The 13,510-nt window shown below is 59.7% G+C and carries 13 protein-coding genes; 10 read left to right on the plus strand and 3 right to left on the minus strand.

Features of this window, described 5'->3' with window-relative positions; genetic code table 11:
* Positions 1-68: 68 nt before the first annotated feature.
* From apaG to BFQ01_RS11700, 7 genes are all read left to right on the plus strand, one after another.
* Positions 69-449, plus strand: a complete 381-nt coding sequence (gene apaG / locus BFQ01_RS11670) for a Co2+/Mg2+ efflux protein ApaG (protein ID WP_027605913.1) — start codon at positions 69-71, stop codon at positions 447-449.
* Positions 449-1,300: a symmetrical bis(5'-nucleosyl)-tetraphosphatase gene (locus BFQ01_RS11675; protein ID WP_065925390.1), complete on the plus strand. Its 852-nt coding sequence runs from the start codon at positions 449-451 to the stop codon at positions 1,298-1,300. Before apaG ends, BFQ01_RS11675 begins: the two co-directional genes overlap by 1 nt.
* A 9-nt stretch (positions 1,301-1,309) precedes the next feature.
* On the plus strand, positions 1,310-1,639 hold the full coding sequence (gene glpE, locus BFQ01_RS11680; RefSeq protein ID WP_065925391.1) for a thiosulfate sulfurtransferase GlpE: 330 nt from the start codon (positions 1,310-1,312) through the stop codon (positions 1,637-1,639).
* Between the two features lie 284 nt (positions 1,640-1,923).
* On the plus strand, positions 1,924-3,846 hold the full coding sequence (locus tag BFQ01_RS11685; RefSeq protein WP_003194732.1) for a PrkA family serine protein kinase: 1,923 nt from the start codon (positions 1,924-1,926) through the stop codon (positions 3,844-3,846).
* A 113-nt stretch (positions 3,847-3,959) separates the two neighbouring features.
* The gene (locus BFQ01_RS11690) at positions 3,960-5,231 is read left to right on the plus strand and encodes a YeaH/YhbH family protein (RefSeq protein WP_065925392.1); all 1,272 of its coding nucleotides are present in this window, start codon (positions 3,960-3,962) and stop codon (positions 5,229-5,231) included.
* Entirely contained in the window at positions 5,228-6,793 is a 1,566-nt protein-coding gene (locus BFQ01_RS11695) for a SpoVR family protein (protein WP_065925393.1), read from the plus strand. Before BFQ01_RS11690 ends, BFQ01_RS11695 begins: the two co-directional genes overlap by 4 nt.
* Before the next feature lie 63 nt (positions 6,794-6,856).
* Positions 6,857-8,089: a multifunctional CCA addition/repair protein gene (locus BFQ01_RS11700; RefSeq protein ID WP_065925394.1), complete on the plus strand. Its 1,233-nt coding sequence runs from the start codon at positions 6,857-6,859 to the stop codon at positions 8,087-8,089.
* Here the strand turns inward: BFQ01_RS11700 and folK are convergent.
* On the minus strand, positions 8,072-8,602 hold the full coding sequence (folK, locus tag BFQ01_RS11705; RefSeq protein WP_027605919.1) for a 2-amino-4-hydroxy-6-hydroxymethyldihydropteridine diphosphokinase: 531 nt from the start codon (positions 8,600-8,602) through the stop codon (positions 8,072-8,074). The genes BFQ01_RS11700 and folK overlap by 18 nt on opposite strands.
* Entirely contained in the window at positions 8,593-8,946 is a 354-nt protein-coding gene (folB, locus tag BFQ01_RS11710) for a dihydroneopterin aldolase (protein WP_065925395.1), read from the minus strand. Before folB ends, folK begins: the two co-directional genes overlap by 10 nt.
* Positions 8,947-9,018: 72 nt before the next feature.
* Between folB and plsY the strand changes: the two genes are divergently transcribed.
* Positions 9,019-9,588 (plus strand): glycerol-3-phosphate 1-O-acyltransferase PlsY, encoded by a 570-nt coding sequence (gene plsY / locus BFQ01_RS11715; protein ID WP_065925396.1) that lies wholly within the window; start codon positions 9,019-9,021, stop codon positions 9,586-9,588.
* Positions 9,589-9,621: 33 nt separating this feature from the next.
* Here plsY and tsaD read toward each other — a convergent pair whose 3' ends face one another.
* Positions 9,622-10,647, minus strand: a complete 1,026-nt coding sequence (tsaD, locus tag BFQ01_RS11720) for a tRNA (adenosine(37)-N6)-threonylcarbamoyltransferase complex transferase subunit TsaD (RefSeq protein WP_027605922.1) — start codon at positions 10,645-10,647, stop codon at positions 9,622-9,624.
* Positions 10,648-10,850: 203 nt separating this feature from the next.
* Between tsaD and rpsU the strand changes: the two genes are divergently transcribed.
* Both rpsU and dnaG read left to right on the plus strand, forming a co-directional pair.
* Positions 10,851-11,066, plus strand: a complete 216-nt coding sequence (rpsU, locus tag BFQ01_RS31405; protein WP_002551877.1) for a 30S ribosomal protein S21 — start codon at positions 10,851-10,853, stop codon at positions 11,064-11,066.
* A gap of 445 nt (positions 11,067-11,511) precedes the next feature.
* Complete coding sequence (gene dnaG, locus BFQ01_RS11730; protein WP_027605924.1) at positions 11,512-13,482, plus strand: DNA primase; 1,971 nt, start codon at positions 11,512-11,514, stop codon at positions 13,480-13,482.
* Positions 13,483-13,510: the final 28 nt, after the last annotated feature.

Genomic DNA, 13,510 nt, shown 5'->3' on the forward strand with positions numbered 1-13,510 from the left:
GTGCCCACCTCTTGGCCTAGACTGATCCGCATCTGCTGTCCTCCGCTTTTGCTTTTAAGGCCTCTTGCATGTCCGATCCTCGCTACCAGATCGACGTCAGCGTCGTCACCCGCTTCCTCGCGGACCAATCGCAACCTGAACAGAACCGCTTCGCCTTTGCCTACACCATCACGGTGAAAAACAACGGGCAGGTGCCGGCCAAGCTGCTGTCACGCCACTGGGTGATCACCGACGGTGACGGTCAGGTCGAGGAAGTTCGCGGCGCAGGCGTTGTCGGCCAGCAACCGTTGATCGACATTGGCGCCAGCCACACTTACAGCAGCGGCACGGTAATGACCTCCAAGGTCGGCACCATGCAAGGCTCGTATCAGATGAAAGCCACTGATGGCAAACTGTTCGACGCCATCATCAAGCCTTTCCGCCTCGCCGTACCAGGCGCCCTGCACTGATGGCAACGTACGCGGTCGGCGACCTGCAAGGCTGTCTGGAGCCTCTCAAGTGCCTGCTTGAACGGGTGGCCTTCGACCCGGCCAACGATCGCCTGTGGCTGGTAGGCGACCTGGTCAATCGCGGCCCCGAGTCCCTGGAAACGCTACGTTACCTGTATAGCCTGCGGGATTCCCTGGTGTGCGTACTGGGCAACCATGACCTGCACCTGCTGGCGGCCGGCAATAACATCGAGCGCCTGAAAAAGGGCGATACCCTGCGCGAAATCCTCGAAGCGCCAGATCGCGCACAACTGCTTGACTGGCTGCGTCGGCAAAAGATCATGCATTACGACGAAAGCCGCAATATGGCCTTGGTCCATGCCGGTATCCCGCCGCAGTGGACGCTGAAAAAAGCCCTCAAGTGCGCCGCCGAAGTCGAAAACGCCCTGGCCGATGACAGCCTGTACACCGCCTACCTCGACGGCATGTATGGCAACGAGCCAGTGAAGTGGGACAACGACCTTACCGGCGTCGCCCGCCTGCGGGTGATTACCAACTATTTCACACGCATGCGCTTCTGCACCGCCGAGGGCAAGCTGGACCTCAAGAGCAAGGAAGGCGCCGACACGGCGCTGCCCGGCTACAAACCATGGTTTGCCCACAAGGAACGCAAGACCCGCGACACCAGGATCATCTTTGGTCACTGGGCCGCCCTTGAAGGCAAGTGCGACGAACCTGGCGTGTTTGCCCTCGACACCGGCTGCGTGTGGGGCGGCGCCATGACCCTGATGAACATCGACACCGGCGAGCGCCACGGCTGCCAGTGCCAACCCACTCTTCCCGTTACCCTGCCGGCTGCAGCCAAGCCATAGGAGCCCGCCATGAGCGAATTCAAACGTATCCCTCCCGAACAAGCCCAGGCCCTGCGCGAGCAAGGTGCAGTGGTGGTCGATATCCGCGACCAGCCTACTTACGCCGCCGCCCATATCGCTGGCGCCCAGCATCTTGACAACGTCAACATCGCTGATTTCATCCGTGCCGCCGACCTTGATGCACCGCTGATCGTGGCCTGCTACCACGGCAATTCCAGCCAGAGCGCAGCCGCCTACCTGGTCAGCCAGGGCTTCTCCGACGTCTACAGCCTGGACGGCGGCTTTGAGCTGTGGCGTACGACGTATCCTGCAGAAATTGCCTCCGGCGATTCGCAATAATTTTTTTCACACCCCGCTACCCCGCGTGACGCTTGGGCTCGCGCCGTTTCTGACGAACGGCGCAGCCAAACTAATTGCTCATCATCCCTTGCCCTCTCCGATTCCGACTATCCTTAAGCGCAGGCCATCCGAATCAGGGGAGAGCCGGTACACCGGCGTACGGGTCATCGGTAGCGTTTCAGGGTGTTCTGGGGGGAAAACAGCCATTGGCGTTCGCCAATGACTGCCAGCATCGACTGATAGATCCGGCGTCGGCTCCACGTATCGAGCGAGGTGACGACGTCATGAGTATTTTCAGCCACTTCCAACAACGCTTCGCGTCCACACAGCAGGAAGAACTCACGCTGCAAGAGTATCTCGAGCTGTGCAAGCAGGACCGCAGCACCTACGCATCTGCCGCCGAACGCCTGTTATTGGCGATTGGCGAGCCGGAGCTGGTGGAAACCGCCAATAATTCGCGCCTGTCGCGAATATTTTCCAACAAGGTGATCCGCCGCTATCCGGCCTTTGAAGACTTCCATGGGATGGAAGAATGCATCGACCAGATCGTCTCCTACTTCCGCCACGCCGCCCAAGGCCTGGAAGAGAAGAAACAGATCCTCTACCTGCTCGGCCCCGTTGGCGGTGGTAAATCGTCCCTGGCCGAAAAACTCAAGCAACTGATCGAGAAGGTGCCCTTCTACGCCATCAAGGGCTCGCCGGTCTTCGAATCGCCCCTGGGCCTGTTCAACGCCACGGAAGATGGCGCGATCCTCGAAGAAGACTTCGGTATCCCACGACGCTACCTCAACACCATCATGTCGCCCTGGGCCACCAAGCGCCTGGCCGAGTTCGGCGGCGACATCAGCCAGTTCCGCGTGGTGAAACTCTACCCGTCGATCCTCAACCAAATCGGCGTGGCCAAGACCGAACCGGGCGATGAGAACAACCAGGACATCTCGGCGCTGGTGGGCAAGGTCGATATCCGCAAGCTGGAGGAATTCCCGCAGAACGACGCCGACGCCTACAGCTACTCGGGCGCGTTGTGCCGGGCCAACCAGGGCCTGATGGAATTCGTGGAAATGTTCAAGGCGCCGATCAAGGTGCTGCACCCACTGCTCACCGCCACCCAGGAAGGCAACTACAACAGTACCGAAGGCCTGGGCGCGATTCCGTTCACCGGGATCCTGCTGGCCCACTCCAACGAATCGGAATGGCACACCTTCCGCAACAACAAGAACAATGAAGCCTTCATCGACCGGATCTACATCGTCAAGGTGCCGTACTGCCTGCGGGTCAGCGATGAAATCAAGATCTACGACAAGCTGCTGTTCAACAGCTCCCTGGCCAAGGCCCACTGCGCACCCGACACACTGAAGATGCTCGCCCAGTTCACCGTGCTGTCGCGTCTCAAGGAGCCGGAAAACTCGAATATCTATTCGAAGATGCGCGTGTACGACGGCGAGAACCTCAAGGACACCGATCCCAAGGCCAAGTCGATCCAGGAATATCGCGACACAGCGGGCGTGGATGAAGGCATGAACGGCCTGTCGACGCGCTTTGCGTTCAAGATCCTGTCCAAGGTCTTCAATTTCGACCCCCATGAGATCGCCGCCAACCCGGTGCACCTGCTGTATGTGCTGGAGCAGCAGATCGAACAGGAACAATTCCAGGCCGAAACCCGCGAACGCTACCTGCGCTTCCTCAAGGAATACCTCGCGCCGCGCTACATCGAGTTTATCGGCAAGGAAATTCAGACCGCGTACCTGGAGTCCTACAGCGAGTACGGCCAGAACATCTTCGACCGCTACGTGCTGTATGCGGACTTCTGGATCCAGGACCAGGAATACCGCGACCCGGAAACCGGCGAAATCCTCAACCGCGTAGCCCTCAACGAAGAATTGGAGAAGATCGAGAAACCCGCCGGCATCAGCAATCCGAAGGATTTCCGCAACGAAATCGTCAACTTCGTACTGCGTGCCCGCGCCAACAACAACGGCAAGAACCCTACCTGGCTCAGCTACGAGAAGCTGCGGGTGGTCATCGAGAAGAAAATGTTCTCCAACACCGAGGATCTGCTGCCGGTCATCAGCTTCAATGCCAAGGCCAGCAAGGAGGACCAGCAAAAACACAACGACTTCGTCACACGAATGGTCGAGCGCGGCTACACCGACAAACAGGTACGACTGCTCTCCGAGTGGTACCTGCGGGTACGCAAATCGCAGTAAGGCAGCGATGGGCGTCAACTGCCAGGTCATGGGCCTGGCAGTTGACCGCTTGTCTCTAAGCTTCCAGCTCGCCGCTTGAAGCTTGTAACGTGAAGCTGCCCGGAGGGCTCCTCATGAGCTATGTGATCGACCGACGCCTTAATGGCAAGAACAAGAGCACGGTAAACCGCCAGCGTTTCCTGCGGCGTTACCGTGACCACATCAAAAAGGCCGTTGAAGAGGCCGTCAGCCGCCGCTCCATTACAGACATGGAGCATGGCGAACAAATCAGCATTCCCGGACGCGACATCGACGAACCGGTGCTGCACCACGGCCGGGGCGGCAAGCAGACCGTCGTACACCCCGGCAATAAAGAGTTCACCACCGGCGAGCATATCCAGCGCCCGCAGGGCGGTGGCGGTGGCAAAGGCCCGGGCAAGGCCGGTAACTCCGGCGAAGGCATGGACGAGTTCGTGTTCCAGATCACCCAGGAAGAATTCCTCGAGTTCATGTTCGAAGACCTGGAACTGCCCAACCTGGTGAAGCGTAACCTGACCGGCACCGATACCTTCAAGACCGTACGCGCCGGGATCAGCAACGAAGGCAACCCCTCTCGAATCAACATCATCCGCACGCTGCGCTCGGCCCATGCACGGCGTATCGCCCTGTCGGGCAGCAGCCGCGCCAAATTGAGGACGGCAAAGGAAGAGTTGGCGCGTTTAAAGCGCGAAGAGCCAGACAACTTCGGCGATATCCAGGAAATCGAGGCGGAAATAGAGAAACTCAGCGCGCGTATCCACCGCGTGCCGTTCCTCGATACCTTTGACCTCAAGTACAACCTGCTGGTCAAGCAGCCCAACCCCAGCTCAAAAGCCGTGATGTTCTGCCTGATGGACGTGTCAGGCTCAATGACCCAGGCGACCAAGGACATCGCCAAGCGTTTCTTTATCCTGCTGTACCTGTTCCTGAAGCGGAACTACGACAAGATCGACGTGGTGTTCATCCGCCATCACACCAGCGCACGGGAAGTGGATGAGGAGGAGTTCTTCTACTCGAGGGAAACCGGCGGCACCATCGTGTCCAGCGCCTTGAAGCTGATGCAGGAGATCATGGCCGAGCGCTACCCGGCCAACGAGTGGAATATCTACGCGGCCCAGGCCTCCGACGGCGACAACTGGAACGACGATTCGCCGATCTGCCGCGACATCCTGATCAACCACATCATGCCGTTTGTGCAGTACTACACTTACGTCGAAATCACCCCCCGTGAGCACCAGGCCCTGTGGTTTGAATACGAGCGCATCGGCGAAGCCTTTGCCGACACGTTCGCCCAGCAGCAACTGGTCTCGGCCGGCGATATCTATCCGGTCTTCCGTGAACTCTTCCAGCGCAGGTTAGTGACATGACCGCCAAAAAAGAGACTAAGCGCCAACCCATTTCCACCGGCTCCGAGTGGACCTTTGAACTGATCCAGGCCTATGACCGGGAAATCAGCCGCATCGCGGCGGGTTATGCCCTGGACACCTACCCCAACCAGATCGAAGTGATCACGGCCGAACAGATGATGGATGCCTATGCTTCCGTCGGCATGCCCCTGGGTTACCACCACTGGTCGTACGGCAAACACTTCCTCAGTACCGAAAAGTCGTACACCCGGGGGCAGATGGGGCTGGCCTACGAGATCGTGATCAACTCCGACCCGTGCATCGCCTACCTGATGGAAGAAAACACCATCTGCATGCAGGCGCTGGTGGTGGCCCATGCCTGCTATGGGCACAACAGCTTCTTCAAGGGCAACTACCTGTTCCGCACCTGGACCGACGCCAGCTCGATCATCGATTACCTGGTGTTTGCCAAGCAGTACATCATGCAGTGCGAGGAGCGCCACGGTATCGACGCCGTGGAGGACTTGCTCGACTCCTGCCATGCCCTGATGAACTATGGCGTCGACCGCTACAAGCGCCCGTACCCTATTTCTGCCGAGGAAGAGCGCCTGCGCCAGAAGGAGCGCGAAGAGCACCTGCAGAAGCAGATCAACGACCTGTGGCGCACCATTCCCAAACGCGCCGGCAAGAACAGCGACAAGGACAACGCGCGATTCCCCTCCGAACCACAGGAAAACATCCTGTACTTCCTGGAAAAGCACGCACCGCTGCTGGAGCCGTGGCAACGGGAAATCGTGCGTATCGTACGCAAGATCGCCCAGTACTTTTACCCACAGCGCCAGACCCAGGTGATGAACGAAGGTTGGGCGACGTTCTGGCACTACACGCTGATGAACGACCTGTACGACGAAGGCCTGGTCACCGACGGCTTCATGATGGAGTTCCTGACGTCCCACACCAGCGTGGTGTTCCAACCCGGCTTCGACAGCCCGTATTACAGCGGGATCAACCCTTACGCGCTGGGTTTTGCCATGTACCGCGATATTCGGCGCATGTGCGAACACCCCACCGATGAGGACCGCCGCTGGTTCCCGGAAATCGCCGGCAGTGACTGGCTGTCGACGATCAAGTTCGCCATGAGCAGCTTCAAGGATGAGAGCTTTATCCTGCAGTACCTCTCACCCCAGGTGATCCGCGACCTCAAACTGTTCAGCATCCTGGATGATGACCTCAAGGATGACCTGGTGGTGCCGGCCATCCACGATGAACCCGGCTACCGCACCATCCGTGAAACCCTGGCGGCACAATACAACCTGGGCAACCGTGAGCCCAACGTGCAGATCTACAGTATCGATGTGCGCGGCGACCGCTCGCTGACCCTGCGCCACCAGCAGCACGACCGCAAACCCCTGGGCGAATCCACCGAAGAAGTGCTCAAGCACCTGCATCGGCTCTGGGGCTTCGACATCCACCTGGAAACCCTGCAGGGCGACCAAGTGATGAAGACCCACCATGTACCACCGCGCAACGATCACAACGACAACGACTACGGCCGCCTGGACCTGGCCGTCGTTCATCTCTGAAACAGCAAAGCCTCCATTGGCCAGGCACAGGCGGTATCCTGTGCCGCTAATGGAGGCTTTTTCATGAAAATCTACAAAGTCGGCGGCGCCGTGCGTGACCGCCTGCTGGGCATCAAGGTCACCGATGTCGACCGCGTGGTCGTCGGCGCGAGCACCGAAGAGATGCTCGCCAAGGGCTTCAAGCCAGTGGGTTCGGACTTCCCGGTGTTCCTGGACCCGAAAAACGGCGATGAGTACGCCCTGGCCCGCACCGAGCGCAAGAGTGGTCGGGGTTACGGTGGTTTTGTGTTTCACGCCAGCCCCGAGGTGACGCTGGAAGAAGACCTGATCCGTCGCGACCTGACCATCAACGCCATCGCCGAAGACGACGACGGCAACCTGACTGATCCGTATCACGGCCAGCGCGACCTTGAGTCCCGCATACTTCGTCACGTTTCCCCCGCATTCGCCGAAGATCCACTCAGAGTTCTGCGTGTCGCCCGTTTTGCCGCGCGCTACGCACACCTGGGTTTTACGGTAGCACCGGAGACACTGGAGCTGATGCGTCAACTCAGCGAGTCCGGTGAATTGGAAGCCCTGACCCCAGAGCGCAGTTGGAAAGAAATCTCCAGGGCGTTGATGGAAGATCAGCCCCAGGTGTTTATCCAGGTACTTCGGGACTGTAATGCGCTGAAAACCTTGATGCCGGAAGTGGACGCACTCTTTGGCGTGCCACAACCCGAGGCCCATCACCCCGAGATCGACACGGGTGTGCACACCTTGAGCGTGCTGGAACAAGCTGCCGAGCACAAACAGCCCCTGACCGTACGCTGGGCCTGCCTGCTGCATGACCTGGGCAAGGGCCTGACGCCTGTGGATAAGTTACCGCAGCACATCGCTCATGAGCATCGAGGCTTGAAGCTGATCAAGGCCGCCAATGAGCGCTTCAAAGTGCCAAGGGATTGCCAGGAATTGGCGCTGTTGGTGGGCCAGTATCACACCCACGGTCATCGCGCGCTGGAGCTGAAAGCCTCGACGTTGCTGGAGTTGCTGCAAAGTTTTGACGTATACCGCAGGCCACAGCGCTTTGAGGAGTTTGTGGTCGCCTGCGAAATGGATGCCCGGGGCCGCAAGGGGCTGGAGCGAAGAAGTTATCCACAGGCGGATTACTTACGCGGCGCGGCGAAAGCAGCGCGCGAGGTTGCAGTTGCGCCACTGCTTGAGCGGGGATTCAAGGGGCCGGAGTTGGGCGAGGCACTCAAGCGTGAACGACTCAGGGCACTCAAAGCCTACAAGGAACTACACAAACCCTTGTAGGAGCGAGTCCGGGGTGAGTTGCTGGCCCTGCCATTCAAACCCGACAGGCGCCAGCACCTGATCAATCTGAGCATCACGCCACAACGCAGCCATCGTCTTGCCCGCTTCAGGGTGCACCCGGTCCGGCGCCATCATCGACAGCGGCCACAGCACAAAGGCATTTTTCAGGATCTCCGCCCGCGGCAGGATCAAACCATCGAAGTCACCCACCAACTCGCCGTACAGCAGCACGTCGATATCCAGCGGCAGGCCTTTGCGATCCGGCGCATAGCGGCCATTGTCAGCCTCGATGGATTTCAACCGACGATCCAACTCCATCAATGACAGGTCGGTATAGGCCGACACCACCAGATTGAAGAATGGCCCGCTTTTGATGCCCACCGGCTGGCTCTCGAACACCGCCGAGCAGCGCATATCCGTAAGGAAACTCGCCAACGCGTCGAGACCGGCGCGCAGGTGGGGCTCGCGCTCGATATTACTACCGAGGCCAAGGTAAACCTGAGTCAGCGACATCCGCGCTCAATCTCCACGCCTACACCCTTGGCAGCCGGCACTGCGCCGGGCTTGGTCAGCTTGAGGTGCAGCCAGGGAATCTGGAACTCGCTCATCAGCAGTTCGGCCAGGCGTTCGGCAAAGGTCTCGACCAGCTGGTACTGGGACTGCTCGGCAAAGGCCTGGATCCGCGCGGACACACTGGCGTAATCCAGTGCCAGGGCCAGGTCGTCGCCAGCCGCAGCCGGGCGGTTATCCCAAGCGAAGCTCAGGTCCAGGCGCAGGCATTGGCGGATCCCGCGCTCCCAGTCGTAGGCCCCGATCACGGTGTCGACTTCCAGGCCTTCGATAAACACTCTGTCCAAGCTCTTCTCCGCAGCACGACAAGGGCGCGATGCCCCGTTAGAATCAGGGCATCCTCGCCCGGAATAGTTAGCATGTTTTGGTCACTGGCGATTCTCGCCTACCTGCTCGGCTCGCTGTCCTTCGCCATTTTGCTCAGCCGCCTGACGGGAAATCCCGACCCGCGAATGAGTGGTTCAGGCAATGCCGGCGCCACCAATATGTTGCGCCTGGCCGGCAAGAAGCTCGCCGTACTGACGCTGCTGGGCGACGTATGCAAGGGCCTGTTGCCCGTACTGATCGCCAGCCTCGCCGGCCTGACCCTGCAGCAGCAGGCCTGGGTGGGCGTGTGCGCCGTCCTCGGCCATCTGTTTCCCCTGTACTTCCGTTTTCGCGGCGGTAAAGGTGTCGCCACGGCAGCCGGCATGCTGCTGGGGATCTACCCGCCAGCGGCGTTGCTGGCCGTGCTCGCCTGGCTGCTGACGTTCTACCTGACCCGCACCAGCTCGCTGGCAGCTCTGATCGCCACACCGCTCACCCTGCCGTTGCTGGCCTGGCAGGAACCGGCGGCGCTGCTGCCGATGAGCGTGCTGACACTGCTGATCGTCTGGCGACACCGGGGCAATCTACGCGACCTGTTTGCCGGGCGCGAACGGCATTTTTAAATACCGCCAATGAGCCCGACTCACGTTGCCCCCTTACAAGGGCGGCAGTTGCTCCATCGGCCAGCGCGCCTGCACGCTGATCGCCAGGCTTTCGTGCTGCCCCGCCTGCAGGCGCTGACAACCGGCATAGGCGATCATCGCGCCGTTGTCGGTGCAGAACTCAGGGCGGGCGTAGAACACATCCCCCTTCATATCACCAAGCATCTTTTCCAATGAACTGCGCAACGCCTTGTTGGCGCTGACGCCACCGGCGATCACCAGGCGCTTCATGCCGGCCTGTTTCAGGGCGCGCTTGCACTTGATGGTCAAAGTCTCCACCACGGCCTGCTGGAACGCCAGCGCGATGTCGCAACGGGCTTGCTCACTGTCGTCCCCGGCGCTGACACTGTGCTGCCAGGTATTCAACGCGGAGGTTTTCAAGCCGCTGAAGCTGAACATCAGACCAGGGCGATCGCACATCGGGCGCGGGAAGGTGTAGCGACCGACAACGCCTTTTTCGGCCAGGCGGGCGATTTCCGGCCCACCCGGGTAATTGAGGCCCATCATCTTCGCGGTCTTGTCGAAAGCTTCGCCGGCGGCGTCGTCCAAGGACTCGCCCAACAGCGTGTATTGACCGATTCCGTCGACCTGGACCAGCTGCGTATGCCCGCCCGAAACCAACAAAGCGACGAACGGGAACTGCGGCGGGTTTTCTTCCAGCATCGGCGCCAGTAAATGGCCTTCCATATGGTGCACGCCGAGGGCCGGAATGCCCCATGCAAAAGCCAGCGCCTGGGCACAAGAGGCGCCAACCAGAAGGGCTCCGACCAATCCAGGGCCCGCCGTATAGGCAATCGCATCGATCTCGGTCGGCACGCAACCGGCCTCGTCCAACACCTGGCGAATCAACGGCAGCATACGTTTGACGTGATCACGACTGGCCAGCTCCGGCACAACGCCGCCATAGGCCCGATGCAAGTCGATCTGACTGAACAGTGCATCGGCCAAGAGCCCGCGTTCACTGTCGTAAAGTGCGACACCGGTTTCGTCGCAGGAGGTTTCAAGTCCCAGTACTAGCATGGGTTTGCGCCTTGTAGAGGCTGAATTCGAAGGCGCGCATAATAGTCGCCACTCCCCCTCCCGACTAGCGGTTTTCGATCAGAGGCTTTGCATTCCTGCCAATGAGGGGTTAACATCCGCAACCCTTAAAAACCGACGACCTCAGCCGCGAATTTTTTGCGACGAGAACGTTGATTCCCGGTAATGAAAGAAGGTAGCTCTGGATGCCAGCCGTCAAAGTAAAAGAGAACGAACCCTTCGACGTAGCTCTGCGTCGTTTCAAGCGCTCCTGCGAAAAAGCCGGTGTTCTGGCTGAAGTTCGTAGCCGCGAATTTTATGAGAAGCCAACTTCTGAGCGTAAGCGTAAAGCAGCAGCCGCTGTTAAGCGTCACGCCAAGAAAGTTCAGCGCGAACAGCGCCGCGCCGTTCGTCTGTACTAATACACGGACGTTCGTAGCAAGCTTCTGCCAAGCCCGGCCCTCAGCCGGGCTGTTGGCATTTGCGGATATCGCTTGATGCTTCATCGTTGACGCCGCACACGCGACTGATACACCTGCTTCAAACGTCAGGACTGGCTCTTTTGCCAGCGGTGCACGTCTCTTCTGACGAGCCTAACAAGGCTATTGACGAGCACACTCATTTTATAAGCAGGCGATCAACTGTATCGGCTGTGCCCAGCGACGAGCATCCGAGGCCACGATTGGCCGGCGCCGGACTCGAGGGCAACATTTCCAGGCCGACACACTGATTGAAACTAACGTCAGTGAATGTTCGGCAGATACACTTCCTGACAGCCCAAGCAGACGATTGATGGTCAAGCCATTCGATACGTGCGCTTGAGCACTTCACGGGCACTCATTTACACGCAGTGATGACGAGAACGCCATGGCCGGGCTGATTCCCCAGAGCTTTATTGACGACCTTCTGAACCGCACCGACATTGTCGATGTTGTCAGCTCGCGCCTGCAATTGAAGAAGGCCGGCAAAAACTACACAGCCTGCTGCCCGTTCCACAAGGAAAAAACCCCGTCATTCAGCGTCAGCCCCGACAAGCAGTTCTACTACTGCTTCGGCTGCGGCGCAGGCGGCAACGCCCTCGGCTTCCTGATGGACCACGACAACCTGGACTTCCCCCAGGCGATCGAGGACCTGGCGAAAGCCGCCGGCATGGAAGTCCCCCGCGAAGAAAGTGGCCGCCCGCATAAACCACGGCAACCCACCGACTCGCCTCTGTACCCGCTGCTGACTGCCGCTGCCGACTTCTACCGTCAGGCCCTTAAAAGCCATCCACAGCGCAAGGCCGCCGTCGACTACCTGAAGGGGCGCGGCCTGACCGGCGAAATCGCCCGCGACTTCGGCCTCGGCTTTGCTCCACCTGGCTGGGACAACCTGTACAAACACCTGAGCAGCGATACCCTGCAGCAAAAAGCCATGATCGACGCCGGCCTTCTGGTTGAGAACGCCGAGACCGGCAAGCGCTACGACCGCTTCCGCGACCGCGTAATGTTCCCGATCCGCGACAGCCGTGGCCGCATCATCGCCTTCGGCGGCCGAGTGCTGGGGGATGACAAGCCCAAGTACCTGAACTCCCCGGAAACCCCGGTATTCCACAAGGGCCAGGAACTCTACGGCCTGTTCGAAGCGCGCAAGAACAATCGAAACCTCGATGAAATCATCGTGGTCGAAGGCTATATGGACGTGATCGCCCTGGCCCAGCAAGGTTTGCGCAACGCCGTGGCCACCCTCGGCACCGCCACCAGCGAAGAACACTTGAAGCGCCTGTTTCGCGTCGTGCCAAGCGTGCTGTTCTGCTTCGACGGCGACCAGGCCGGCCGCAACGCCGCCTGGCGCGCGCTCGAAGCCACCCTGTCGAGCCTGCAGGATGGGCGCCGCGCGCGCTTCCTGTTCCTGCCCGAAGGGGAAGACCCGGATACCCTGGTGCGCTCCGAAGGCACCGACGCATTCCGCGCCCGCATCAATCAACATGCGCAGCCGTTGGCGGATTATTTCTTCCAGCAACTGACCGAAGAAGCCGACCCACGCTCCCTCGAAGGCAAGGCCCATATGGCCACCCTCGCGGCACCCTTGATCGACAAGGTTCCAGGCGCGAACCTGCGCACCCTGATGCGCCAACGCCTGCTGGAAATTACAGGACTGAGTGGCGAGGCCGTCAGCCAGCTGGTGCACAGCGCGCCGCAGGACGCGCCGCCTGCCTACGACCCAGGCATGGATTATGACGCCATGCCGGACTATGCCGACTTCCATCAACCCCAGGAGGCGTATGCCCCCCAGCAGGAATGGACGCCGAAGAAGCCCGGTGCCGGCGGCAAGAAATGGGACAAGAAACCCTGGAGCAAAAACGGCAAGCGCGGCGATCGCGATGAAGCCTACGCACCTCGCACGCCGGTCGCCGTAGAAGCGCCCACATTGATTGCCCTGCGCACGCTTATCCACCACCCGCAATTAGCGAGCAAGGTTGAAAGCGCCGACCATTTTGCCAACGCGAGCAATACCTACGCTCAGGTGCTGATCGCACTGATCGAGGCCGTGCAGAAAAATCCTAAGCTAAACTCCATTCAGCTGATGGCTCGCTGGCATGGCACGGAACAGGGTCGTTTGTTGAAGGCACTCGCGGAAAAGGAGTGGCTAATTGACGGCGATAACCTTGAACAACAGTTTTTAGACACCATTACTAGGTTATCCGCGGGCCAGCACACGCAGACCCTCGATGAACTGATCAAGAGAGCAAGACAGCCGGGATTATCGGCTGAAGAGCAAATTCAGATAGCAAAACAGATGCGCGACCTCTTAAAACAGAATGTTTCCGCATCAAACCCGACCTCAGCTGGCGTGTGAGGTCATAGCTCGGGTATAATCCTCGGCT

This window comes from Pseudomonas sp. 8 R 14, from assembly GCF_900005955.1.
Taxonomy (GTDB): Bacteria; Pseudomonadota; Gammaproteobacteria; order Pseudomonadales; family Pseudomonadaceae; genus Aquipseudomonas; species Aquipseudomonas marginalis.

Coding starts and splice junctions, on each gene's coding strand:
- BFQ01_RS11690 (WP_065925392.1), top strand. CDS start 3,960: ATGAGCTATGTGATCGACCGACGCCTTAATGGCAAGAACAAGAGCACG.
- tsaD (WP_027605922.1), bottom strand. CDS start 10,647: ATGCTAGTACTGGGACTTGAAACCTCCTGCGACGAAACCGGTGTCGCA.
- plsY (WP_065925396.1), top strand. CDS start 9,019: ATGTTTTGGTCACTGGCGATTCTCGCCTACCTGCTCGGCTCGCTGTCC.
- BFQ01_RS11695 (WP_065925393.1), top strand. CDS start 5,228: ATGACCGCCAAAAAAGAGACTAAGCGCCAACCCATTTCCACCGGCTCC.
- glpE (WP_065925391.1), top strand. CDS start 1,310: ATGAGCGAATTCAAACGTATCCCTCCCGAACAAGCCCAGGCCCTGCGC.
- dnaG (WP_027605924.1), top strand. CDS start 11,512: ATGGCCGGGCTGATTCCCCAGAGCTTTATTGACGACCTTCTGAACCGC.
- BFQ01_RS11700 (WP_065925394.1), top strand. CDS start 6,857: ATGAAAATCTACAAAGTCGGCGGCGCCGTGCGTGACCGCCTGCTGGGC.
- folK (WP_027605919.1), bottom strand. CDS start 8,602: ATGTCGCTGACTCAGGTTTACCTTGGCCTCGGTAGTAATATCGAGCGC.
- rpsU (WP_002551877.1), top strand. CDS start 10,851: ATGCCAGCCGTCAAAGTAAAAGAGAACGAACCCTTCGACGTAGCTCTG.
- apaG (WP_027605913.1), top strand. CDS start 69: ATGTCCGATCCTCGCTACCAGATCGACGTCAGCGTCGTCACCCGCTTC.
- BFQ01_RS11685 (WP_003194732.1), top strand. CDS start 1,924: ATGAGTATTTTCAGCCACTTCCAACAACGCTTCGCGTCCACACAGCAG.
- BFQ01_RS11675 (WP_065925390.1), top strand. CDS start 449: ATGGCAACGTACGCGGTCGGCGACCTGCAAGGCTGTCTGGAGCCTCTC.